Annotated in this window: 22 protein-coding genes, 4 tRNA genes and 1 other annotated feature; of the genes, 3 read left to right on the forward strand and 23 right to left on the reverse strand. The window is 30.9% G+C overall.

What is annotated here, in order from left to right:
• Positions 1–54: 54 nt before the first annotated feature.
• The 10 genes from HF295_RS01945 to HF295_RS01990 all read right to left on the reverse strand — a co-directional run bounded on the left by HF295_RS01945 (position 55) and on the right by HF295_RS01990 (position 9,161).
• Entirely contained in the window at positions 55–1,731 is a 1,677-nt protein-coding gene (locus tag HF295_RS01945; protein ID WP_312032167.1) for an alpha-glucosidase, read from the reverse strand.
• A 110-nt stretch (positions 1,732–1,841) separates the two neighbouring features.
• Positions 1,842–1,918: transfer RNA gene (locus HF295_RS01950), tRNA-Arg, on the reverse strand.
• A 2-nt stretch (positions 1,919–1,920) separates the two neighbouring features.
• Positions 1,921–1,997, reverse strand: a tRNA-Arg gene (locus tag HF295_RS01955).
• 40 nt (positions 1,998–2,037) lie between these two features.
• Positions 2,038–2,114, reverse strand: a tRNA-Arg gene (locus HF295_RS01960).
• A 61-nt stretch (positions 2,115–2,175) separates the two neighbouring features.
• Positions 2,176–2,658, reverse strand: coding sequence for a pantetheine-phosphate adenylyltransferase (gene coaD / locus HF295_RS01965; protein WP_312032168.1), 483 nt, complete (start codon positions 2,656–2,658; stop codon positions 2,176–2,178).
• 2 nt (positions 2,659–2,660) lie between these two features.
• The gene (gene rsmD / locus HF295_RS01970; RefSeq protein WP_312032169.1) at positions 2,661–3,203 is read right to left on the reverse strand and encodes a 16S rRNA (guanine(966)-N(2))-methyltransferase RsmD; all 543 of its coding nucleotides are present in this window, start codon (positions 3,201–3,203) and stop codon (positions 2,661–2,663) included.
• A 224-nt stretch (positions 3,204–3,427) separates the two neighbouring features.
• On the reverse strand, positions 3,428–3,784 hold the full coding sequence (locus HF295_RS01975; RefSeq protein ID WP_312032170.1) for a hypothetical protein: 357 nt from the start codon (positions 3,782–3,784) through the stop codon (positions 3,428–3,430).
• A 338-nt stretch (positions 3,785–4,122) separates the two neighbouring features.
• Positions 4,123–6,747 carry a pyruvate, phosphate dikinase gene (gene ppdK / locus HF295_RS01980; protein ID WP_312032171.1) on the reverse strand — a complete coding sequence of 875 codons (2,625 nt, stop codon included), beginning with the start codon at positions 6,745–6,747 and terminating at the stop codon, positions 4,123–4,125.
• Positions 6,748–6,852: 105 nt separating this feature from the next.
• Complete coding sequence (locus HF295_RS01985) at positions 6,853–8,448, reverse strand: putative ABC transporter permease subunit (RefSeq protein WP_312032172.1); 1,596 nt, start codon at positions 8,446–8,448, stop codon at positions 6,853–6,855.
• The gene (locus HF295_RS01990) at positions 8,448–9,161 is read right to left on the reverse strand and encodes an ABC transporter ATP-binding protein (RefSeq protein WP_312032173.1); all 714 of its coding nucleotides are present in this window, start codon (positions 9,159–9,161) and stop codon (positions 8,448–8,450) included. The genes HF295_RS01985 and HF295_RS01990 overlap by 1 nt, the downstream gene beginning before the upstream one ends.
• Before the next feature lie 121 nt (positions 9,162–9,282).
• On the opposite strand from HF295_RS01990, the gene HF295_RS01995 reads away from it, so the two are divergent.
• Both HF295_RS01995 and HF295_RS02000 read left to right on the forward strand, forming a co-directional pair.
• Positions 9,283–9,356: transfer RNA gene (locus tag HF295_RS01995), tRNA-Thr, on the forward strand.
• A gap of 89 nt (positions 9,357–9,445) precedes the next feature.
• On the forward strand, positions 9,446–11,272 hold the full coding sequence (locus tag HF295_RS02000; protein ID WP_312032174.1) for a glycerophosphodiester phosphodiesterase family protein: 1,827 nt from the start codon (positions 9,446–9,448) through the stop codon (positions 11,270–11,272).
• A 34-nt stretch (positions 11,273–11,306) separates the two neighbouring features.
• Here the strand turns inward: HF295_RS02000 and HF295_RS02005 are convergent, their stop codons facing one another.
• From HF295_RS02005 to HF295_RS02020, 4 genes are all read right to left on the reverse strand, one after another.
• Positions 11,307–12,542, reverse strand: a complete 1,236-nt coding sequence (locus HF295_RS02005; RefSeq protein ID WP_312032175.1) for a glucose-1-phosphate adenylyltransferase family protein — start codon at positions 12,540–12,542, stop codon at positions 11,307–11,309.
• Between the two features lie 10 nt (positions 12,543–12,552).
• A complete protein-coding gene (locus HF295_RS02010) occupies positions 12,553–13,974 on the reverse strand; it encodes a glycogen synthase (RefSeq protein WP_312032176.1) in 1,422 nt (473 codons plus the stop codon).
• 48 nt (positions 13,975–14,022) lie between these two features.
• Entirely contained in the window at positions 14,023–16,407 is a 2,385-nt protein-coding gene (locus HF295_RS02015) for an HAD-IC family P-type ATPase (protein WP_312032177.1), read from the reverse strand.
• 87 nt (positions 16,408–16,494) lie between these two features.
• A complete protein-coding gene (locus HF295_RS02020) occupies positions 16,495–17,961 on the reverse strand; it encodes a nucleoside kinase (RefSeq protein ID WP_312032178.1) in 1,467 nt (488 codons plus the stop codon).
• 295 nt (positions 17,962–18,256) lie between these two features.
• Between HF295_RS02020 and HF295_RS02025 the strand changes: the two genes are divergently transcribed.
• The gene (locus HF295_RS02025; RefSeq protein ID WP_312032179.1) at positions 18,257–19,078 is read left to right on the forward strand and encodes a TMEM164 family acyltransferase; all 822 of its coding nucleotides are present in this window, start codon (positions 18,257–18,259) and stop codon (positions 19,076–19,078) included.
• Positions 19,079–19,101: 23 nt separating this feature from the next.
• Here the strand turns inward: HF295_RS02025 and HF295_RS02030 are convergent, their stop codons facing one another.
• From HF295_RS02030 to glmU, 9 genes are all read right to left on the reverse strand, one after another.
• Positions 19,102–19,791 (reverse strand): DUF2188 domain-containing protein, encoded by a 690-nt coding sequence (locus tag HF295_RS02030; protein WP_312032180.1) that lies wholly within the window; start codon positions 19,789–19,791, stop codon positions 19,102–19,104.
• Positions 19,792–19,802: 11 nt separating this feature from the next.
• Positions 19,803–20,666 (reverse strand): hypothetical protein, encoded by an 864-nt coding sequence (locus HF295_RS02035; RefSeq protein ID WP_312032181.1) that lies wholly within the window; start codon positions 20,664–20,666, stop codon positions 19,803–19,805.
• An 80-nt stretch (positions 20,667–20,746) separates the two neighbouring features.
• On the reverse strand, positions 20,747–21,286 hold the full coding sequence (locus tag HF295_RS02040; protein WP_312032182.1) for an AAA family ATPase: 540 nt from the start codon (positions 21,284–21,286) through the stop codon (positions 20,747–20,749).
• Between the two features lie 8 nt (positions 21,287–21,294).
• Positions 21,295–22,473 carry an ABC transporter permease gene (locus tag HF295_RS02045; RefSeq protein ID WP_312032183.1) on the reverse strand — a complete coding sequence of 393 codons (1,179 nt, stop codon included), beginning with the start codon at positions 22,471–22,473 and terminating at the stop codon, positions 21,295–21,297.
• Positions 22,470–23,240, reverse strand: a complete 771-nt coding sequence (locus HF295_RS02050) for an ABC transporter ATP-binding protein (protein WP_312032184.1) — start codon at positions 23,238–23,240, stop codon at positions 22,470–22,472. Before HF295_RS02050 ends, HF295_RS02045 begins: the two co-directional genes overlap by 4 nt.
• Positions 23,241–23,337: 97 nt before the next feature.
• Positions 23,338–23,694 (reverse strand): 50S ribosomal protein L20, encoded by a 357-nt coding sequence (gene rplT, locus HF295_RS02055; protein ID WP_312032185.1) that lies wholly within the window; start codon positions 23,692–23,694, stop codon positions 23,338–23,340.
• Between the two features lie 18 nt (positions 23,695–23,712).
• Positions 23,713–23,910, reverse strand: coding sequence for a 50S ribosomal protein L35 (rpmI, locus tag HF295_RS02060; RefSeq protein WP_312032186.1), 198 nt, complete (start codon positions 23,908–23,910; stop codon positions 23,713–23,715).
• Positions 23,911–23,924: 14 nt separating this feature from the next.
• On the reverse strand, positions 23,925–24,464 hold the full coding sequence (infC, locus tag HF295_RS02065) for a translation initiation factor IF-3 (RefSeq protein ID WP_312032600.1): 540 nt from the start codon (positions 24,462–24,464) through the stop codon (positions 23,925–23,927).
• Between the two features lie 13 nt (positions 24,465–24,477).
• Positions 24,478–24,595, reverse strand: a sequence feature (ribosomal protein L20 leader region).
• A gap of 43 nt (positions 24,596–24,638) precedes the next feature.
• Positions 24,639–26,015, reverse strand: coding sequence for a bifunctional UDP-N-acetylglucosamine diphosphorylase/glucosamine-1-phosphate N-acetyltransferase GlmU (gene glmU / locus HF295_RS02070; RefSeq protein ID WP_312032187.1), 1,377 nt, complete (start codon positions 26,013–26,015; stop codon positions 24,639–24,641).
• Position 26,016 lies beyond the last annotated feature (1 nt).

The following is a 26,016-nucleotide window of genomic DNA, read 5'->3' on the forward strand; positions in this document are numbered from 1 at the left end:
TTAAAGTAAACTTTCGTGAAAATAAATAAAGGGTTTTCATTTTACAAGAAATTTTTAATGATTTATCTGGTAAATTCTTGCTTCATAAGCAATTAAAGAATCTTTCTTGATGCTTGATTTATCAATATTTTGATAAATCATTTTTGCTTGCTTAGGTATTTTAATGCTTTGTTCAATTGTCTGACTGCTAAAATTAGCTATGACTAAATAATCAGCAGTTTTTCCCTTGGTTTTGTAGGCAAAAATATTAGGGTCTTTAAGTTTAATAAAATTACATTCGCCATAAGCTAAGTCTTGATCTTTTCTTAATTGAATGAGTTTTTTATATGTATGAAAGATGGATTGTTCCTCATTCATTTGTTTTTCTACATTAATAGATTTATAATTGCCATTAACATTCATCCAAGGTTGGTGATGACTAAATCCAGCATACAAAGAATCGTCCCATTGCATAGGACTACGAGCATTGTCTCTTGATCTATCCCTTAAAGCTTGCATGGCTGTTTGGTGACTTGCTCCATTATTCATAAAGTTTTCATATTCAGTGAAAACTTCAACATCTCTAAAATCATTTAGATTTTGATAATCAACATTGGTCATACCTATTTCCTCACCATAATAAATAATTGGGGTTCCAGGTAATAAATATAAGGCATAAGCAAGCATTTTTGCACTTCTTTCATGATAATCTGAATCATTACCGTAATGTGATACAATTCTTGGCATATCGTGATTATGCCAATAAATAGTATTCCAACCTTTCCCTTTAAAGACATCAATCCAATGAGAGAAACTTTCTTTAATATGGACTAAATTTATCTTTCCTTTTGCCCATTTACCTGGTGTTATAGTATTGGTTGGGTCTGTATCTGCCCAGCAATGTCCAAATTGAATAAGCATATTAAATTCCTTACCATCAAAACCAGCATACTGTAAGGCTTCTTCTTTTTTCGCCCCACCTGATTCACCAATGGTCATTAAGTTATTAGGAATAAATAATTCTGTGCCTAATTCCTCTAAATATTCATGGTGTTTGGCTAAAGAAGAAAAATGTTCATAACCTGGTTGTCCATCAGGAAAATCCCAATTTTTCTCTAAGTGGTTGGACGCATCTACCCTAAATCCATCAATACCCAAATCAACCCACCATTTGATCATGGTTTTTAAATCTTCTCTCATGGATTTATTACGCCAATTCAAATCTGGCATTTTTTTCGAAAATATATGTAGGTAATATTCATCGGTTGCTTGATTATATTCCCATACAGGTCCACCAAACCATGATATCCACCTTGTAGGTAAGGTTCTTTGACCTTCATCATTATATTTGGGTTCATGCCAAATATAATAATCATGAAATTTTTTATGGTCAGGGTGACTAGGGTCTTTCGCAGCCAAAAACCAAGGATGTTCATCAGATGTATGATTTAAGACCAAATCAGTAATAATTTTTATATCTTTTTCATGAGCTTTTTGAATGAGTTCTTTAAAATCATCAATGCTTCCATAATCTTGACTTACCTTATAAAAATCTCTAACATCATAGCCATTATCATCCATAGGAGAATCATAATGTGGTGAAATCCATAGGGTATTAACACCTAAATCTTTCAAGTAATCCAAACGTTGAATGATACCTTGTATATCTCCTATACCATCATGGTTAGAATCTTGAAAACTTCTTAAATAAATTTGATAAATGATAGCGTCTTGCCACCAATATTTTTTCATAAAAATATAGCTCCTTTATAAATGTTTTATTATATATTTATTATAACATATGGTCACTCTTTAGATAAGAAAAGAAAAAATAAAAACAGTCATAAAAATGACTGTTTATTTGGCGACCCGGAGAGGATTTGAACCCCCGACCTTTAGCTCCGGAAGCTATTGCTCTATCCAACTGAGCTACCGGGCCATTGGCGACCTGGAAGGGATTTGAACCCCCGACCGACGGCTTAGGAAGCCGCTGCTCTATCCTGCTGAGCTACCAGGCCAATAAAAAAAAGCCAGTGTACTGACTTTAAAATATCTATATGGCGACTCGGAAGGGATTCGAACCCCCGACCGACGGCTTAGAAGGCCGTTGCTCTATCCAGCTGAGCTACCGAGTCACACGCAATAAATATTATAATAGATTATGGTCAGTTTGTAAAGAAAAAAAACTATTTATTTTTATTTAATATTAAATTTCTTATTAATAGCTTTTACCACGTTCTCAGGAACAAAAGGACTAACATCACCTTTAAAGCCAGCGAGTTCTCTAACTGATGATGATGATAAGAATGAATACTTTCCCTGGGTCATTAAAAAGACAGTATCAACTTGATCATTAATTTCGTGATTAAAATTGGTCATTTGAAATTCATAATCATAATCCGTAACAGCTCTTAAACCTCTAAGTATATGGGTTGCACCAACTTCTAAACAATGATTCACAGTTAATTTTTGTGATTCTATGACTTCAACATTATCTAAATCACTCACACATTCTTTAACAAGATCTATTCTTTCTTCTGTTGTAAAAGTGGTTCTTTTATTAGGATTATATGATACTGCTATATATAATTTATCAAATAATTTGGCACCTCTTGTAATAATATCAAGATGTCCTAGGGTAATAGGATCAAAAGATCCTGGATAAAATCCAATTCTCATTATTATGTCCTTTCAAAAATACTAATTTTACTTTGGCCTAATTTCTTCTCCTTGATTTTAATCAAATCATTCTTTGGGTCAACTTCTCTTAAATGATCAGATTCCATGACAATTATACCATGTTTATTAAGTAAGTGTCTACTTGAAATCACATCTAATATATCTTGATAAGCATCTAACTTATAAGGCGGATCAACTAAAATTAAATCGTAGGTTTGACTCGTTGAATTTAGAAAACTTAAAGCATCTTTTTGGTATACCATGGTTTCTTCATCGAGATTTAAAACTTTTATATTTTCTTTTATGACTTTAATGGCTGAATATTGTTTGTCCACAAAGTCACAGTGAGTCATTCCCCTAGATAGGGCTTCTATACCGAGCGAACCACTTCCAGCAAATAAATCAAGACAAGCCCCACCTTCAAAGAACTGACCAACAGAATTATAAATGGTTTCTTTATTTTTGTCTGTGGTGGGTCTAGTTAAATTTGATTTAACGTCTTTTAGTTTTCTGGACTTATACTTACCTGCAATAACTCTTAACATGTTTTCCTCCAATAAAAAGTACTTAAGCAGTTGGAAGTTACCCTAGCAGACTACATCTACTAACTAAGTGGGCATCTCTTCTTATACCTTTAGGATTCCTAAACGAATAGGCTTTCAACACCAGTATAAGCTCGACTCCCTTCAAAAAACTGTGCGTCGCGGGTGGGTAACTTCCAACCAATTAAGTACAATTTCATTATAAAATAGGCTAGTCTTTATGTCAACTACTTGGCAAAAAATCTTTTAAAGTTTTTATCTTTGATAAGCATCCAAAAGCCTTCTAACCATGCGATGACAACCACTAACATGATAAAATTTAGGCTAATATATAATATAGGAATGATCCTAAATATTAAATTTATTGTCAATATAATGCCTGCAAAGCCCCATTCAAAATAGGCACGTTTAAAGTTGCCTAAATAAAAGTGGTGAGAACCAATTGCTAGTAAAAATGCTAGTAAAATGGCTTTCTTTTTTTCGGGAATTATTGCTTTGTTAGGATTGTATAAAGGAAAGTCATAACCATCTTTTACCTTGTACCAGAATAGGTAAGTTAATCCTTCAGATACAATGTAAGTCATAAAATTGATATAAATATCACCATAAATAAAGTTGGCATAAATAAAATAATCAAGATTGCGACACCTGTTTGGACAATAGCTTTGATATGATAAGCTAGATAGTAATTGTGGCTACCAAAGGGTAAAAACACGGATAAGAGAAATACAATAATCCTTGATTAGTTTGATTGATTGTTTTTTTTGTGTGTCAGAAATTATTTCATAGACACCGGTTGTTGAATATTCACTCATAAAGGCCTCATTTTTTTTGATTAGCATATCATGGATTGTGAATGATTTCAATATACGGAAGATTATTAGAAAAAAATAAGCGGACAATTTGTCCGCTTAAAGTTTCATTATTTTCTTGGGTTTTTAATGTTTGCTTGTGCAGCAGCTAATCTTGCGATTGGCACTCTAAATGGTGAACAAGAAACATAAGTTAAACCAATATTATGGCAGAACTCAACTGATCTAGGATCTCCACCGTGTTCTCCACAAATACCTAATTTAATATCAGGTCTTGATTTACGTCCATCTTCTACTGCCATTTGCATTAAGCGACCGATACCTCTTTGGTCTACATGTGCGAATGGGTCTTCATTAAAGATGTTTTTCTTGTAATAGTCTGCTAAGAACTTACCAGCATCATCTCTTGAGAAACCAAAGCCCATTTGAGTTAGGTCATTGGTACCAAATGAGAAGAATTCAGCTTCTTTAGCAATTTCTTCAGCAGTTAAACAAGCTCTAGGAATTTCAATCATAGTACCTACAGAGTATTTTAATTCTACTCCAGCAGCTTTAATGATTTCATCAGCTGTTTTCACAACGCGTTCTTTAATATATTTTAACTCTTTTAATTCACCTACTAATGGAATCATAATTTCAGGAACAACATTAAGTCCTTTTTTATTAACTTCAATAGCAGCTTCAATGACAGCTCTTGTTTGCATAACAGCGATTTCTGGATATGTAATTGAAAGTCTTACACCACGATGTCCTAACATTGGGTTAGTTTCATGTAATTCATTAATGGTAGCGTTCAATTCATCAAATGTGATTCCAAGGTCTTTTGCTAAGTCAATGATATCTTCTTTATCTGTAGGTAAGAATTCATGTAGAGGTGGATCTAAGTAACGAATAGTTACTGGATGACCTTGCATTGCTTCATACAATTCGATAAAGTCTTGTCTTTGCATAGGTAATAATTTAGCTAAAGCTTTTTCTCTTTCTTCCACTGTTTTAGCAACAATCATTTCGCGAACAGCTTTAATTCTTGTACCTTCGAAGAACATATGTTCAGTACGGCATAAACCAATACCTTCAGCACCGAATTCATAAGCTTGTGAAGCATCACGTTTGTTGTCAGCGTTGGTTCTTACTTTTAATGCACGGTGTTTATCAGCCCATGACATTAATTTAGCAAAATCACCACTTACAGTAGCTTCTATAGTTTTAACTTTTTCTCCGTAGATTTTACCAGTAGTACCATCTAATGAGATATAGTCTCCTTCTTTATATTTTTTACCATTGACAGTAAAGAATAATTCTTCTTCATTCACTCTAACTTCATGAGCACCAGCAACACAGCATGTACCCATACCTCTAGCAACAACAGCCGCATGAGATGTCATACCACCACGAGCAGTTAAAACACCTTGAGCAACAGCCATACCTTCGATATCTTCTGGTGAAGTTTCTTCTCTTACAAGAATAACTTGATCTCCGTTAGCAGCCATTTCTGTAGCTCTTTCAGCAGTGAAAGCAACTTTACCAGTAGCAGCACCAGGTGAAGCATTTAATCCAGTTGAAATAACTTCAGCTTTTGCTAAGGCTTCTGGATCAAATTGTGGATGTAATAAAGTGTCTAATTGAGAAGGTTCAACTTTTAAAATTGCTTCTTTTTCAGTTAATAAGCCTTCTTCAACCATGTCAATAGCAATTTTTAAAGCAGCTTGTGCTGTTCTTTTACCATTTCTTGTTTGAAGAATAAATAATTCTCCTCTTTCAATAGTAAACTCTAAATCTTGCATATCTCTATAATGATTCTCTAATTTAGAAGAAATTTCTAAGAATTGTTTGTAAATAGCAGGATTGTCTTTTTCCAATTCAGAAATAGGTTTTGGTGTACGGATACCAGCAACAACATCTTCACCTTGAGCATTAAATAAATACTCTCCATAAAGTGCTTTTTCTCCATTTGATGGGTTTCTTGTAAAGGCAACACCAGTACCTGATGTGTCTCCCATATTACCAAATACCATTGATTGAACATTAACTGCTGTACCCCATTCGTAAGGAATGTTGTTCATTCTTCTGTAGTATTGAGCTCTTGGGTTATCCCATGATCTAAATACTGCTTCTACAGCTAAGATTAATTGTTCTTTTGGATCTTGTGGGAATGGTTGACCTTTCAACTCTTTGTATTTAACTTTGAAAGCTTCAACGATATCTTTAAGATCTTCTGCAGTTAAATCAGTGTCTAATTCAATACCTTTTGCTTCTTTTTTAGCGTCAAAGATTTTTTCAAAATTACTTTTGTTAATTTCCATAACAACGTCAGAGAACATGGTAATGAATCTTCTGTATGAGTCATAGGCAAATCTTTCGTTATCAGTTTGTTTTGCCAAACCAACAACGGCTTCATCATTTAAACCTAAGTTTAAAATAGTATCCATCATACCAGGCATTGAAGCTCTCGCTCCAGAACGTACTGATACTAAGAATGGATTGCTGTTGTCTCCAAATTTTTTGTTAACGATTTTTTCTGTTTCTGCTAAAGCTTCAAAGATTTGTTTTTCAATGTCTTTATTAATTTTTTTGCCATCTTCGTAATATCTTGTACAAGCTTCAGTTGATACTGTAAATCCTTGAGGGATAGGTAAACCTAAACTAGTCATTTCACCAAGGTTGGCACCTTTACCACCAAGTAAGTTACGCATCGATTGGTTTGCTTCTTTAAATAAATAAACAAATTTACTCATAATTGCTTCCTTTCTTATTATAATCATATTTGATTTTGACCGTATAAATTATATCAAAGATAAGGGCAAATATCAAACGATATAGCCCTATATTCACTTTTATTTTTATGAAAACTTAATGAAAAGGCTTTCAGCTTTTTTATTGATGAATTGGTAGCCTCCGTAGAAGACAAGCATATTCAATAATGACAATATTAAAAGACTTAAATTAATGTCTATTGAATCTAAAACATAGGCTTTGATTAAACCTAAAATAAAGGTGAGTCCTAAGCCTCCAAACATTCCTAAAAAAGCTCCCATAGATTGTTTTACAACTTCTGTTTCATTTTTATATTCAAATTTAGGGAAGTAAAGGTTAATAATTGAACCTAAAATAGAGGATGCAAATGAAAAAGAACTAATAAGGACCATCATTAAAATTATGGTTAAAAAATCAAAGGATAATGAAAAACTGATGGCTCCAGTTAAAAAAATCGCAAATGGTAAGCCAACAAGTACATTAAACAACATTTTTGATAACATAATGGTTTTTGCTTTAATTGGCAAGGATCTTAGTAACCAAAAATTATTACCTTCTAAAGATAAAGAAATGGCTGAAGTATAGACTGTTGATAAGAGGAATCCTACAAAAATCAATAAGATATATTCAATATTAAAATCTAAACCTATCATTTGACTTGCAAAATCTTCAATTTTTCCAGCATATATGAAGGATAAGACACCCCCAATAAACATTAATACCGGTCCAAAACCTGTATTCATTACATAGATATTTACTGAGAAAAATTTCTTTACTTCTTTAGCAATCAATGCTTCAACAACTGAACGTTGCTTTAGTTTGCCACTGTGTCTTCTTCTTCTAATTGATTTAGTTTGATTTTGATTGGTTTTATTGATTAAATCTTTGCTAGCAAAAATGAAAATAAGCAATAGTGCAAGATTAATGACCACAAAAATCAAAAAAGCTAATATATCTTGATTTGCTACTGCATTAAAAAACAACTTAACTGTCGGTATATATTGACTAACACTGTCTAAGAATTCTGCCTGACCCATGAATGGATTAGCTCCATCAGCGCTAAAACTAAAGGCAAAATACATATATCCTAATAATAAAGAGAAGGTTAAGATAATATTAAAAATTTTGTTAATCCCAAGTTTATTAAGCAGGTATGTAATCAGTAATGAGATAAAAGAAAAGATGATCATCGGAATGATTGGAATAAATATTAATGACAACAATATAACAATCAATGCATATAATGAAAAACCATGATGATATAGGTAAGAGAATATCATTGGGGCTGTCACAATGTATACAGATATATATATCATAACCATCATTACAGAGATTTTAGCAGCCACGACAACTTCATTTTTAATAGGTAAAGAACCTAAAAAATCATAATCTTTATAATTAAATAAATATGAACCCGCCCTAATTAAGACAAAAAAGACTGATAAAAAGGTAGAATACATAAAAATATAGGTCAATAAAGAATCCAGTGAGTTTGTTTCTTTAAATATTTTTCCCATTTCAAAAAATAAAAAACCAAATGAAAATAAAATCGTTCCTAGACCATAAATTAGTAAAATTGATAATAGAATGGTTTTTGTTTTACTTTGTTTTGCGGATGAACCTAAGAGTCTTTTTAAGGAATAATTTTCTTTTAGAAAAACTTTTAATAATTTAAAGTACATCATGATTCTTTTAATAACTCCATGAATATATTCTCTAGTGAGTTATCCTCAATTACAGTTTTTGTTTCACCATTGGTTACAATTTCACCGTTTTTAATAATAGCTACTTTATGACACAATTTTTCAGCAACTTCCAATACATGGGTTGAAAAGAATATTAAAGTACCTTTTTCACATAGTTTATGAAATACTTCTTTTAACAAAAAGGCAGCTTTAGGATCTAAACCTACAAATGGTTCATCGAGTAATAAGACTTTTGGATCATGAATTAGAGCTCCCATAATAGCTGTTTTTTGTTTCATACCATGGGAAAATGATGAGATAGGATCGTTTAGTTTCTCAGCCATTTCAAACATGTTAGCATATTCCTGAATCTTTTGATTTCTTAGGTCTAATTCAATATTAAATACATCAGCAATAAAATCCAAATATTGTCTTGCGGTTAAGGATTCATAGATGTCAGGATTGTCAGGAATATAAGCCATTAATTTTTTGGCTTCTAAAGCCTGTTTTTTGATTGAATAGTTATGAATGTAAATTTCACCTTCATCAAAACTTAATATTCCTGCTATGGATTTTAATAGGGTTGTTTTTCCAGCCCCATTATGTCCTATAAAACCATAAATTTCACCAGGTTGAATGGTTAAATTTATATTATTTATAGCCTTTCTTTTGCCATCATATGACTTTGATACATTTTCTATTTTTAACATAAATATCCTCCTGTCATTATTTATTATATGTGATATATCTTCTAATGTAAATATTTAATCATATTTAAGTTTTTTTACTTGCCAAATTTTATCTTTTTATATATAATGTTTATAGTTTAATGCTCCTATAGTTTAATGGTAGAACGCAGCAATGGTAATGCTGAAATTCTAGTTCGATTCTAGGTAGGAGCACCATTAAATAATTAAGTGCCTTTAGGGCACTTTTTTTTATATTTTTAGCATCCCTTCAATCCATATGATAAAATATAAGTAGGAGATGTTTTATGCGAGATTTATTTAAATCAATGGGTTCTCTAATCTTTTTTGATATTAAAAAACTCATCTTTGTTGAGTTATTCATCAAAGTTATGGGTTTTTTAGTCATTTATCCTCTCTTTAGAATTGGTTTTTATTATTCTCTTGAACTTTCTGGTTTTAACTACATCAGCAACAATCAATTAATTGATTATTTAAAGCAGCCATCTACTATCATCATTGCCTTTATATTCTTATTCATCTTTAGTGTTTATCTTTTATTGGAATATGTCCTTATCACTATTTTAGTTGATGATGCAAAAAAGCAAAATAAATCACCTTATATCTTATTTTTTAAAAGGGCTTTTTCTAAGTACTTTTTACTTTTAAGGAAATATCACTTTTTTATCTTATTGGCTATTATTATATTTTTTATTGTTTTTGAATTTGGTCAAATCTTTTTATTTACTTCTTCGATTAGCCTACCTGAATCCATTATTATTGATCTACAATCCATCAATCTATCCATTGGATTAATTTTGGCTATTTACTTGTTTTTACTTTGGATATTTATTGAAATAATCTTTTTTACCCATAGTCTAATCCATAGGTCTTCTACTATAAAGGATGCTTTCACTCATTCACGTTTAACCTTATCTAAAAAGAGAATAAAGACTTTTATACTCCTTTTATCTTTAAACGTGATATTAAACTTATTCTTAATTATTATTTATGGACTTATTTTATTTATTGCCAGCCAGATTATTGGGATTATACATGGTTCTAATGTCATTTATTCTATCATTATTACTTCTATGTATAGTATTTATTGGATTATTGGTATTGTTTTTTCGGCCATTATTATTCCTTTAAATATAAGTCTTATTTCCCATATTTATTACCAGTCCAATGAAACAATGACTTTAAATATCGAGACTTATGCTAATCAAAAACAAATGGACAAAAAATGGCTGATTTCATTTAGTATTCTTGCCTTCCTTATAGTCTTTGCATTTAATATAGCCTCTATATCCTCAAGTGTTAGTGATACTGAAGATAGGTTCCAAATCTTGAAACAGGAAGAAATCATTGCCCATAGAGGAGCGTCTATGCAAGCCCCCGAGAATACTTTAGCTGCCTTAGATTTAGCCATTAATCAAGGCGCTGATGCGGTTGAATTTGATGTTAAGGGAACAAAAGATAATATACCTATTCTTTTACATGATGATACTTTAATTCGAACAACTCAATTTGATATTAAATTAAACGTTAAAGACATCAATTATGAAACCATAGAAAAATATGAAGCTGGTTCATGGTTTTCTGATGATTTTTCTGGTGAAAAAATACCTACTTTGGAAGAAGCTTTTCAATTAATCGCTGGTAGGACTGTGGCTTTTATGGATATGAAAACTAACAATAGGATTATTGAACTTGAGGTTGTAAGACTCATAGAAGCATATGAGATGGAAAACCATGTTAAAATTATGTCTTTTGATGTCAATCAGCTGAAACGTTTTAAGAAGCTTAATCCAAATTTAGAAACCATTCTTTTAGTATCAGATTTTTATGGGCAAATTGATCCTTTATTTTATTCAGATGATATCGACCACTTTGCTTTAAGAATATCGATTATTGATCGTGATCCTTCTATTGTTAAGCGCATCCATCATCATGGAAAAAGGGTCTATGCTTGGACAGTTGATACCGAAAATCAAATTGTCATAGGTGTCAATGCTGATGTGGATGGTTTTATTACAAAAAGACCTATAGAAGCTAGAGAAATAGCTCATTCTAAGACGAGTAATGATGATTTTACAGCCTTGTTGGAAAGAATATTTAAAGTTAAAAAATAAGTCCTTTAAGTTTTTTTACTTAAAGGACTTTTCCTTATTGAATTGTAGAGCCTGAATAGATGATATTTTCTTCTTCTTTATCTAAATCAAGATGGCCGAAAATTCTAACATTTCTTCCTATAACCATGTTTTTAGGTACTTTAACATGTTTTCCAATGACTGTAATGCCTGAAGTTAAGAGGTCTGGTCTTTCTTTGTTTGGTGTGTAATCATCACCAAAACCTACCATAGCTCCTTCTTCAATAATGGTGTGTTTGTCAATAATACAATTATCGACAATGGCACCTGCTTTTATTTCTACATCATTTAGAATGACTGAATTTGAAACTTTAGCCAAAGGATGAATGGTTACACCAGGTGAGATCACTGATCGTTTTACTTCACCTGCTACAATTGACCCATTGGAAATTAAAGCTTGATTAATTTTAGCTTTTGAACCAATTTTAACTGCTGGCATATCTTCTGATCTTGTATATATTTTCCAACTAGGATCATACATATCTAATTGAATTTTATCCACAGTTTCTATCAGACCTAAATTGGTGTTTAAATAAGCATCATAGGTTCCAACATCTTTCCAATAACCTTGGAATTTATAGGCAAAGACATTGGCTTCTGAGACCATTTTAGGAATGATGTGCTTACCAAAGTCAAGGTCTTTCTCATCCATGGATTGTAAATAGTTTAGTAATACGTCTTTATTAAAGACATAAATACCCATAGAAGCTAGGGTCAAGTCTGAATTTTTTGGTTTCTCAACAAAATCGATAATTCTTAATTCTTCATTGGTTTTCATCATCCCAAAATGATGGGCATCTTTAGGTTCTATCACATTACATCCTATGGTCAAATCTGCCTTGTTTTCAATATGATTTCTAATCATTTTCATATAGTTCATTTTGTAGATATGATCACCAGAAAGGATTAATACATAGTCATAATTACCTTTTTCTATATAATGAATATTTTTCTTAACAGAATCTGCAGTCCCTAAATACCATTCATTATGGGGTTGTAAAAGGGTCACTTTAGTGTCTCTTCTATCTAAGTCCCATGGTTTACCTGATCCAATATGGTCGTTTAAAGAGAAAGGTAAATATTGGGTTAATATGGCAATGTCATATAAACCTGAGTTGGTACAATTACTTAAGGTAAAATCAATGATTCGATATTTACCTGCAAAAGGAACACTAGGTTTTACTCTTTTTTCTGATAGAATATCAAGTCTTGAGCCTCTACCACCTGCTAAAATGATTGAAAGAATTTTCATTTTGGTCTCCTTATAAGATTTTTTTGTAAAGTTTGCGGTATTCTTTAGCTGATGTTTTCCATGAAAAGTCAGAAATCATGGCTTCTTTAACAATATGGTCCCAAGCTTCTTTGTTGTGTTGGTATATGTGAATAGCATACCTTAAGACATGCATCATATCATGGGCATTAAAATTGGTAAAAGAGAAACCATTTCCTGAAGAATTAAATTCATTGTATGGGGTGATGGTATCTACCAAGCCACCTGTTTCTCTTACAAGAGGTATAGACCCATATTTTAAAGCAATGATTTGTCCTAATCCACATGGTTCGTATTTAGATGGCATTAAGAATATATCTGAAGATGCATAAATTTGATGAGCTAGTTCATTAGAGTATCCTATATAGACTTTAACTTTATTTGGAAAATCTTTTTCAAGTTCTTGGAAGTATTCTTCATATAAAGATTCACCAGATCCTAATACAACAAATTTAAAATCATCCATTGATAACATCTCTGAAAAGACTCTTTGTATTAAATCAATCCCCTTTTGGCTAACAAGTCTAGATACAATCGACACTAAAGGTTTTTTAGGATCAAAATTGACGCCTAATTTTTGATATAATGCTTTTTTATTATTGATTTTTCCTTGTCTATAATTGGAAAAGTCAAAATTAGCTTCTATAAGCTTGTCATTTTGAGGATTGAATTCTGTATAATCAATTCCATTGACAATACCATGTAAATCATGTGATCTCATTTTTAATAAATTTTGCATGCCATAACCAAAATAATCAGTTTTGATTTCATTGGCGTATGTTTGGGATACAGTGGTTAATATATCCGCTGTAACTATACCGGTTTTTAGGAAGTTTAAGAAACCTTCAAATTCAAATTCAGGTGTATAGTTTATTGAGAATAGTTGAAAATCTTGCAATGGGAATATGCCTTGATAGGCTAGATTATGAATACTTAATACTGATTTTGCGTGGTATTCTGGGTAACGTCTTTTTAATAGTAATGGAATCATGGCTGTATGCCAATCGTGTACATGAACAATATCAGGAATAAAGTTCAAATGTTTTAAACTCTCTAATACTGCCAGTTGAAAATAAGCGAAGCGTTTTGATTCATCTCCATAATTATAAATATTATCTCTAGATCCAAAGAAAAATTCATTATCAACAAAGTAATATAAAATATTACCTTTTTTAAGGGATTTGATGCCTACATAGACATCTTCTTCATTGCCTAATTGAATGGTGAATTTAACTTCATCTTCCATGGCTTTCTTGAAGTGGCTAGGAATGCTTTTGTAAAGTGGTAAGATAACTCTCACTTCACTACCTCTTAATCTTTTGATTTCCCCAGGTAATGATCCAACAACATCCGCAAGACCACCTATTTTAACAAAAGGTGAAACTTCTGCAGAAACATGTAATATTTGATACATAATGACCTCCCCTTAATTATTTATAACAAATTCAATTTAATTATACCATTATGGCCAAAACTTAATCAATGACCTTCTGTAAATTGAGAATGAGATATAAGTTGTTTCCATTAATAATAACATTAGTAAAACACTGGATGTGTCTAATGGGTATAAACCTAAAATATCGTTAAAGATGATGAATGATAAAGCTGAAGTAATAAACGACAGGGCTATAACCAGTGTTCTTAGTTTATTCAATGGTGTCGTTACATTGACTAAGACCAACCAATAAGCAAATGTCGCAGCGATGATACCAACTGTTGATATCATTTGATTAATATTTCCATTGGTTTCAAACTGGAAGAAAGATGCAAATATATAAACTCCTAAAAGGTTACCGATAATAATTAAGGCACCAGGTAGTACGTTTTTAAAGACATTCACTAAGAAGTTACCTTTAAATTGTTGATTATTTGATTCTAAGGCTATAAAGAAAGAAGGTACACCAATAATAAAGGTTTCAATAACCACCAATTGAATAGGTTGGAAAGGATATATATTATCAGTCATTAAAAGAATAAAGGTTAATATAATGGTATATAAGGTTTTAACCAAATATAAAACGGATGCTTTTTCCATATTTGAAACAATCTGACGACCTTCTTTAATGACTTTAGGAATGGTCGCAAAATTATTATCCATAAGAACAAAGTGGGATATATTCCTTGATGCATCTGTCCCACTAGCCAGTGAAACTGAAGTATCTGCTTGTTTTAAGGCTAAGATATCATTGACACCATCACCAACCATACATACCTTATGGTCTTTATCTTGCATATGGGTAATTAAAAGTTTTTTCTGATTTGGTGTAACACGTCCAAAGATATTATAGTCATTAGCAATATTAACGAGTTCTTCATCGGGAACTCCATCTAATGAAATATATTTATCTGCATTTAAAACCCCTGCTCTTCTAGCAACTTCAGAAACTGTCATCGCATTATCCCCAGAAATAACTTTAACGGTGATTTTTGATTCATTAAAGTCATTTATGGTTTTTATGGCTGAGTCTCTAATGTTATCATTTAAGATAATCAGGGCTATAGGTCTGATTTTACCATTGATTTTTTCTTCTTTTAGACGTTCACTTTCAGCCAATAATAAAACTCTTTTTCCTTGAGCTGCGTATCTTTCCACTTGTTTTTTTATTTTTGAATATTGTTTTAATAGTATCATCTCAGGTGCCCCTAAAACGTAAATACCACCTTCAAATTCAACCACTGAATATTTGTTCATAGAATCAAAATCAAGTGATTGTACAACATTGTACTTCTTTTTCTCTCCAAAGTAATCTCTTAAAGCTTGGGATGTTTGGTTTTGATCATTTAAAGCATAGTTCATGGTTGAAATGATATTTTTAATTTCTTTTTCGGTATAATCTTCTATGGTGTATATTGGATTTTCAATCATCTCTAAGAAGTCTACTGACATTGTCCCATCAGTAATGGTTCCAGTCTTATCTAAACACAAGGTATCAATTCTAGCCAATGTTTCAATAGAATAGAGTTCTTGAACCAAGGTATGATGTTTGGCAAGTTTAATGACAGAGGTCGCAAATGTCATGGTTGTTAATAAGAACAAACCTGAAGGTACCATAGCGACCATGGAACCAGCCATAGATATTAAAGCTTCTTGATAAAGGGCTGAATTTTGAATGAAATCAGGTAAATAATCATATGATGACCTTAAAAAAGCATTATAAAAGGTCATTAATCCTAAGGGTAGTATAATAATACCAATAATTTTTAATAGGCCTCTTAAGGAATTTAAGATAACAGATTTAGGTTTTGATAAAGTTTTAACTTTAGTTTGTAAGGTTTCAATATAATTGTCTTTACCAACTGCGGTAGCTCTAACATAGGCTTCCCCAGAAACCACAAAACTTCCTGAAAGTAAATGGTCATTAACTTCTTTGGCAATGGAATCTGATTCACCAGTTAAATTGGCTTCATTGACTGTAATTGCCCCTTCAATAACAAGGGAATCGGCAATAATTTGTCTACCAGCCTCAAGTTTATAAACATCATCTAAAACGACATCTTCTACATTGATTTCTAACTCAATACCTTGTCTGATAACTTTGACTTTTGAATCAGATATTAAAGATAGTTTTTGAATGGTAGATCGTGCTTTAAATTCTTGAATAATCCCAATTAATGTATTGATTAAAGCAATGACGATAAACCATAAATTTTTAAAGGAACCAATACTAACCAGTAAGGCAGCTATGATTGCTAAAAGCATATTAAAATACGTGAAAAGATTCGAACGAATTATTTTCCACGGTGTTTTTAAATTAGATTGTGAGGATACGTTGACTTGGTTTTGACTTTTTCTAAGATTGACTTCTTCAAGTGTTAAACCAAAAGGAATATTTTTTATTTTAGTCATACAATCACCTAAATGTAATTATACCAAATAAATCAATCTTAAACAATAAAGTTCAGTTGTTTAATGAAAAAAAAAGAACACTAAATACTAGTGTTCAAATTGACTTCCGCCAATGAATTCTCTTAACAAAGAATGTTTTGGAACTAAGGATGCATCAATTGTTTTAAAATATTTTAGGAATTTTAATAAACGATTGGCCTGAATAAAATGATGAGATTCTCTATCTATCGTATTCAAAGCATCTTCAGCATATTGTTTTAAGATTGCAAATTCATAAGACAACTCAGAATTAAAGATAAAATCTGAATTTTCAATATGTGGATAAATCCATTTATATTCGCCTCGTCTTACTGATGGCCACATATCTAATGTTTCTTCAGGAGACGTATTTCTAAATTGTAAGTCCCTAACGATACGTCTTAAGAGTCTTAAATCTGTTAAATTAATAGGATTGTTATAATCAATATTAATTTGTGAAAATGGAGAAATATATATTTTGAATTTTTGATGTTTAGGTATATGTTGAGATAATTGGTCATTTAAAGCATGGATTCCTTCAATGACAATAGGCGTTTTTTCATCAATAATAAAGGCTGGTTTAAATGATCTTTTTCTTAACATAAAATCAAAATATGGTAGTTCAACTGCTTTACCAGCTATTAAATCTAAAATGTTTTGGTTAAATAACTCTATATCTAATGCATCTATATGTTCTAGGTCTGGTTTTCCATGTTCATCTAATGGTGCTTGTTCAACAGGTAAATAGTAATTATCTATGGATATCATTAGAGGTTTGATATCATAAGTTTTTAAGGCTTGTTCAAGTCTTAAGGAGAAAGTGGTTTTTCCTGATGATGATGGTCCAGCAATGGCGATTAAACGCACGTCTTTACGGGCGTGAATTTTTTCAGCTAAGGTCTTTAATTGTTGGTCATGACCATTTTCACAAATCTCAATCAGTTTTTTAGCATCTCCATTTTCAATACGATGGTTCATTTTATATATCATATCTACTTTTAAATTTTTTGACCATTCTTCTGCCTTGCTTAAAACATCAAAAAACTTAGGAGAGTTTGAAAACTCAGGAATTTCTCCCTTTTCTTCTCTTCGAGGATATTGGATTAAGAAACCAGGATTTAGATAAACCAATTCGTAATCTTTTAAGTATGAGGTAGATGGGACCATATAACCATACATATAGTTTTTATAATCATCACATGTATAAATATTTACTTTTTCCTTACGATATTCAAGAGCATTGACCTTATCATCGTAACCTAAAGATCCATAATAGTCTTTAGCATAATCAATAGACACTTGTTTTCGTGTGATTTTATAGTCAGCAGCAATGATATTATCCATTTCTTTTTTAATGTTTTTTAACATTTCTTGGTTGATGTCGTTTTCAACACCACGACCATAAATTCCCATAGAAATACTATTAGAGAATTTAATTTCTATTTCCGGATAAGTCCTATATGTCGCCATCGCAACTAGATAACGCATAGATGTCGCATAAATTCTTGTAGAATCATAGAAAGAATAATCTAACAAGTCAATTTTTGCATCTTTAGAAACCCTATATGAGAGTTCTCTTAGTCTGTTATTGACTAAGGCAGCATAGTATTCTCCTTCAAATTGTTTCGCAATGTCTTCTAAGACAACTGGTTTATCATATTCATAAACCTTTTGATTAATTGTAAGTTTAATAGTATCACCCCTTAAATAGTGTATTTAATATTTTACTACTTTTCAGTAAAATATCAAGTTAAATTATTTGAATAAGTAAATTTTGTTGAGTTCATTTAGAAGATTTGATATGATATAATATAATCTAGGAGGTTTTACTGTGACGCTTGCTTATTTTTGGACAACTATAGGAATGGATGAACAACCTGGCCATTATTTTTTTAGTGGTTATCATTTGATTTATTTATTAATAAATATTGTTTTGTTTATGGTTATTTTTAGATTTTTAAAAAATAAGAATAAAATAACTCAAGATAAAATAATATCTATTTTTTTAGTATTGATTATTCTTTTAAAATACGCAGGTGAAGCGCTTTTCATCCATGAGTATTATACCATCGGTCTTGTTAATTCAACTTACCCCCATCCTTTTTTAGATATTAACACCTTCTTTTCTTTCCAATTGTGTGGGATAGTCAATATCTTATTACCTATCGTCATTTGGTTTGATATCAAACCCCTAAAAGATTTTGTGTTTGCCACTTCAATTTTAGGTGGTTTCGCTGTTATTTTATATCCTGTAACGGTATTATATGGGGAACCTTTTAGAGTTATTTTACCTAACTTAAGATCTTCAGTCATTCATTTCTTTTTAATCTTTATTCCTTTGTTTTTAATATACAGAGGTGATTTCTCCTTTAAAAAAGAAAGATGGCATTACATAGCATTAGGCTTAATTATCTCTGCTTTATGGGCTATGTTTGGAAATATATTTATAGATCAAAATGCTAATAATATGTACCTAATGTCCAATCCATTTATAGGTGGACCTATCCCTGTTTTAAATACCTTACCAAGTGGTTGGCATGTTTTATTCTTGGCTGTAGCTGTCACGATTGGATATGCACTTGTCTATCAAATAGGTGCTATAGCACAACATAAAACCTTATCAAGAAAAATATTAAAAACTAAGAAAGCATAAAAAAAACCTCTCACGAGGTTTTTTTAATATCCATGTTTTTCGATTTTACCATCTTTTGAATGAATCACAATATTGGTATCTTGATTGATAGCTTTAATGGTCGCGTAAGCTATGGCTTCTTTTTTAGTGTGTAAGACTCTAATTACCTTATCAGAGTTTTCTCTTTTTACATACCATTTATCATCTCTTTCACGATACAAGATATGATATTTACCTAACTCAACTGATTCATCTTCTTTTTTCACATCTTTAAGTTCATCTTCATGATCTTCATTTTCTTCTTTGATAGCTTTTGACTCTTGAACATTATCTTCTTTATCTTCAATAATATCGGTTTCTTTGGCTAGTTCATCAAGATCTTGAGTATCATCCGAATTTTCATCTTCTTCTATATCATTACTCTTATTTTTTTCGTTTTCTATTTGTTGTAAGAGTTCGTCTGCGGTCATTGATCTTTCGAGAGTTTCGTTGATCACAGGATGAACTTTTTTTTCTACTTCATTAGCAGAAATTTTACTTTCAATGACATTCTTTTCTTCTATAATGTTTGAATTTTGAGCTTTAGATATGCTTTCTGGTGGATTGGTATGGCTTTCTTTATTTGAATAACTTTTTGACTTTAAAAAGATAATATAGACCGCCACAGCAACTAAAATAAATACCAAGCCGATAATAATAAAGGTTAAATTTTCAAGAAAAATATTATTAAACATATTACCTCCTACTAAAACAACGAGATTTGTTCTTGTTGTTTTGTTGTTTTGTATAAATCAATAATTTGATTCATGGAATAAGCTATTTTTGTTTTTTTAATATTGAAGATGAAGATTTTCTTTAGTTCTTCAGCCCGATCACTAATCCAAGATTTTTTATAACCATATTTATCAAAATATTTTGACTTAAATTCAGGTTTTTCTTTATCAATTAAATCATAGAACTCATTAAGTTTTTTACTATCAAAGTTTAAAGAGAAAGTTGGGTATATAAAATCAGGGTGATGATGAATAAGTGTTTCTAGTAGCTCTTTAAATTTTAGGGGATCATCATTGATTTCAGGTATAAAAGGTTTCATAATAAAACCAAATTTAATATCTGTTTTTTCTAATGCTTTGATTAATTTTTCCATGGATTTAAAATCATAATGTTCATTAAAAATACTCAGGTCTATAGAGCTATAACTTGATATAGGTATGCCTATTAATAAAGGATTTGTTTTTGAAAAATCTTCTAAAACTTCAATATCATTAATTAGGTTTAAAGAATTGGTTTCTATAAATAAACCATGTCTAGTTTCCTTTAACTTATCGATAATATTAAAAATCGAGTCATGACAAGTATAGATATCAGGATTTTCAAAAATTCCAAATATTTTATCTTCTTCAAAATCATTAATTTTCTTTAAAAAATCTAATTCTCTATCCAAACATCTAGCTGATGCTTTTTGATTGGCTAGGGGGTAAAAATCTAGGGGCGTAGATAGATAATTAAAGATTGGGTTAGAGCCGTGACAAAGATTAGCATAGTAATCTATACCAAAAAATTTATCTTTTTGACGATTTCTAATGATTGAAGACGAATTAATAATCATAAAATAGCCCCTTTCCTATCTAATACCAATTTTATTCATTATATCTTGTTTATAAAAAAATTAAAAGTAAAAACCCTGTTTTATAGTTTTTTTATATAAGAACCGACAATTTTTAATAGTTCTTCTATGCTTAGTTCGTCCGTAATTCTAAGCACAGGCTTAGATACACCATCTAACCAAGAAAGGTGTTGCCGTCTAGATCTCAAATATTCTGGGTTATGTTCATAATCACTTACCCATTGGAGAAATTCTTGGTGTTTGTCATAGAGGTCTCCACCAGGTAATACTCTTTTTCCAAATCTATTGAGTTCTCTACGATTAATACGTTTAATCCTGGTTTCTATATCTAAGTTCATATAAATATATAAATCAATATTTTCTTTGAGTTCATCGTAAATATTAACAATGGCACCAGAAATGATTGTATTTTGATGGTTTTTAAGTATCTCATGCATATCTTTCTTAATGACTTGATTATCTCTTCTTATTGTAAAGGGGGGGTCTGTTTTTTCCCACATGATATCATCTATATCTATATGATAAAAATCATATATTTCTGATAAAGATTTGGCTAAGGTAGTGGTCCCAGATCCACTTGAACCAAAAATATTAATAATCATCAAAACACCTACTTTTTAAACATTATTTGTTCACTATTAAACATTCTATTGAGTAAGTAAATAAATCCAACCATGTATATAAAGTTTGAAAGGGCAGTTATTAAAACAAAAGTAGCTATATTAGGGGTGAAAGTCATGATACCTACCAATGATTGAACTGAGTTATAAATAGGAATTAAGTAGACATATAAGTTTTCATTAGCCCCAGTAGAGAACATGGTTGTTATAGAAACAATCACTGTGAGTATATAGATTGGGGTAATATAGGTAGATGCTTCTTTTAATGATCTAGCATATGCTGAAATTACAGATACAATACCAATAATAACAAAAATAGTAGAGAATAAAACAACTAATATAAGCATATAATCACTAAAAGTGAAAACTGATAAGCTTTGATCTTCTAAGTTTAATAGAGCAGGTAGTGAAAGTATAATTCCTATGAATGAAGATATGGCTGATACAAGTGATAAAAGTGAAAGACTTAAGACTTTACCTATAGCCAACTCACTTCTTTTAATTGGGGTAATCAATAAGGTTGAAATCGTATTTCTTTCTTTTTCACCAGCAATAGATTCAGGTCCAATTGACATGGCACCAGAAAATAAGAACATGATAACTAACATTGGTAAAAGACTAGACATGACAGTACCAATCATCTCTCTTTCAGAGATTTCTGAGTATTGTTCTTGAAAATTTAAATATGAGGTATCACCATAAAGACCAGCTTTTAAATATTCATCATAGGAAATTATATATTGTCTAAAACGATTAATGGATGAAGATGCATCTTTGGGATTTGTGTAAAAAATGACTGAAGGTTGGTCTTCACTCCCATCGTAAGCCTGTATATTTTCACTAAATACAATAAGTATATTCCAATCTTCATCATCAATTTTGTTTTTATATGAATCTATTTCCTCTTCGTTAATTGAAATCACATTAATATTCGATAAAGACTCATTAAGCCTTTCACCAGTTTCATATAGGCTTTCAAATGTATCTGTAGGATTGACAATGGCGATGTCAGTAACTTCTCCATCTTGCATATTATCAATCGCGTTACCAATGAAATTATAAATAATAAATATAAATAAACCAGGTAGTATAAACAGGGTGATTATTAATCTTTTGTCTTTGAATACTCTGTCAATTTCTTTTCTAAATATGGTCCATATGTTCTTCATGATAAGTTTTCTCCCGCTAAGTCAAAAAATAAGTCTTCTACATCTTTATGAGTGTTATGGACAGCTTCCAATGAATCATCATAGATGAGCAATCCATCAATAATAATGCCTACCCTATCACATATTTTCTCTACAAGAGAGAAGATATGTGTAGACACTATAATGGTTTTACCCTTTTCTTTTAACTCAATTAAAAAATCAGTAACAATTTTAGCAGTGATAATGTCCAAGCCATTGGTAGGTTCATCAAAGATAATAATTTCAGGGTCGTGCACAATGGAAATAACTAACTGAACTTTCTGCCTCATCCCGGTTGATAAATCACTTATTTTAACTTGTCTAAAATGGTCTATACCGAATTTAGCAAATAATTCTTCTTTTCTTTCTTGGGTTTTGTCCGCAGATAACCCATGAAGTCTAGCAAAAAAATCAAACATATAATCTGGGGTAAAAAACTCTTCTAATTTAAGATCACTGGTTAAAAAACCAATGTTTTTTCTAACATTATATGGATCTTTTAGTACACTATGTCCTTTAACATAGATATCCCCTTCATCAGGTTTTATTAAAGTTGATATACATCTTAATGTTGTTGTTTTACCAGCACCATTAGGACCCAATAAACCATAAATTTGACCAGAAAACGCTTCAAAAGATAAGCCATTAACAGCTACTTTTCTTTTTTCATTGCTTTTATTAATTTTCATTTGTTTCTTTGATAGTGTAAAAGTTTTCTTGATATTATCCACTTTTATTTTAGCATCCATTTATGTCCTCTTTCTTATCTTTATTCTTATTTATATCTTATCAAAATTTTAACCAAATAACAATAATAAAAAAAAGTCTATTTCTAGACTTTTTGTCTTATTTTAAAGCTTTTTTTGCTTGTTCACAAAGATTTGTGAAACCAGCCATATCATATACTGCTAAATCAGCTAACATTTTACGGTTTACTTCAACATTTGCTTTTTTTAAGCCATCGATTAATCTTGAATAAGATAAATCGTTCATTCTAGCTGCAGCATTGATTCTTGTAATCCATAATTTTCTGAAATCTCTTTTTCTTCTTCTTCTATCTCTATATGCATATTTGAATGAATGCATTACTTGTTCTTTAGCTGTTTTGTATAATAAATGTTTAGCTCCAAAGTAACCTTTGGCTAATTTTAATGTTTTTTTACGTCTGTTTCTTGTTACGAAACTTCCTTTTACTCTAGGCATCTTTCTTCACTCCTTCTCTTATAGGTATGGAACCATATCTTTGATTCTTTTTAAATCTGATGGTGATATGATTTCTTCTCTTCTCGCTTGACGATTTTGTTTTGGTGTTCTGTGACTTTTCAAGTGTACTGAATAAGTTGAAGGTCTAGAAAGTTTCCCAGAGCCAGTTCTTTTTAATCTTTTTTTAGTACCTGAATGTGATTTCATTTTTGGCATAGTTATTTCTCCTCCTAATTTTTCGGGTTAATCATAATTGCTAAGAATCTACCATTTTTATCTATATTTCCGTCCATATCTCCATATTCAGATAAGGCTTGATAAAAATGATTTAATACTTCTTTTCCTTGTTCAACTAAAGCATCGCCTGCGCGGTAAGGTAATCTTACAGTTGCTTTGACTTTGTTACCTTTTGTTAAGAATTTTTGTGCATGATTTAATTTTGTGTTTAAATCATGTTCTTCGATAACTGCAGTCATTCTTATTTCTTTTAGTTCAACAGTTTTTTGATGTCTTCTAGCTTCTTTCGCTTTCTTTTGTTGTTCGTAGCGATATTTGCTATAGTCCATCAATTTACATACTGGTGGTTTTGCATTAGGCGCAACTAAAACTAAATCAAATCCTTTTTCTAAGGCAATTTGATTGGCTTCTCTACTAGAAATTTCGCCGTATTGGTGACCATCAGCTCCAATTAATAAGACTTTACTATAACGAATTTCTTCATTAATAGGCGTTGTCTCAGTTTTAACTGGTTTTTTGTTTGGATATCTAATATTAACACCTCCATGTTATATAAAAAAGTGGGTACATATAGCACCCACTTAACATGTCATTAACATATTATTTTAGCTTGGACCTATTGATCTTTCAATCAGGTGAGAAGTGGGTACTTCTGCTTTCTAAATTTAAACCGTTGTTATTATAGTATATATCTTAATCTTTGTCAACTATTTCTTTCCGTTAGATTTACTTTTATTTTTAAAATAATTTTCCTTATTTACTTGATACGATCTAGCGATAGCCAATGAGTCTTTAGGAACATTCTTATTTAAAGTAGATCCAGCCGCAATTGTAGAATTATCTTCAATTTGAATAGGTGCGATTAAGTTAGCGTTACAGCCAACAAAAACATCATCCCCGATTAGCGTTTTATATTTGTTGGTTCCATCATAGTTTACAGTAATTGATCCACATCCAAAGTTAACATTATTGCCAACTTCAGCATCGCCTAAGTATGCAAGATGGCTGGCTTTAAAATTGTCACCAGTGATCGTTTTTTTGATTTCAACAAAGTTACCAATACGATTTTTCGTACCTATAATTGCCCCGTCTCTTAAGTGGGCAAAAGGACCAACCGTTGTATTATCTTTGACTTCTGAATTAAAAATCAATGAATGTTGAATTTTTACATTTTCACCGATAATTGAATTATGAATTTCAGTTGATGGACCAATAAATGTATTCTTTTTTATATGAGAATTACCAGTGATATAGCAGTTAGGAGAAATAGTAACATTTTCTTCTATTACAACATTATCACCAATGGTAATTGTATCAGGGTTTATCATTGCTACCCCTGAACGCATAATTTCTTTGTTGATATTATGTCTTAAAATAGCTTCAGCTTGACTTAAAGCATATAAATCATTGATCCCCATCGCTTTAAATGGTTTTTTAAGTATAAAAGTTGAAATACGTTTCTTTTGAGATTTAAAGACTTTAACTATATCTGTTAAATAATATTCATGTTGGGCGTTATTATCTGAAATTAAATTTAAGCCTTCAAAAAGCATTTGATTATCAACTATATAAATACCAGTATTTATTTCTTTAATTTCTTTTTCTTGTTCACTAGCATCTTTTTCTTCTACAATGGCTTGAAGTTGTTCGTTTTTCATAATGATTCTACCGTAACCGTCTGGTTCATCAACAAAAGTAGAAACAACGGTTAAATCATTTCTAGTAGATTCATGGTAAGCCATGGCTTCTTTAATGACTAAGTCATCAATTAACGGCATATCTCCAGGTAAAATGATACTATAACCTTCTTCTTTGACTAAGTCTTTAGCCATTAATACTGCATGACCCGTCCCTAATTGTTGATCTTGATCAGCGTAAGATACACGAGAATTCAAGATATTCTTTATGACTTCTTTCTTATGTCCAACAACCGTAATTATTTCATCAACAGATTGTGATTTAGTAAGGTTTTCAATGATATAGACAATCATAGGTTTTTTTAATAGGGGATAAGCACACTTAGGTAAATCTGTTTTCATTCTTGTGCCTTTACCTGCAGCTAAAATAATAGCATATTTCTTCATA

It is taken from the genome of Hujiaoplasma nucleasis (assembly GCF_013745115.1).
GTDB classification, from domain to species: domain Bacteria; phylum Bacillota_I; class Bacilli_A; order Izemoplasmatales; family Hujiaoplasmataceae; genus Hujiaoplasma; species Hujiaoplasma nucleasis.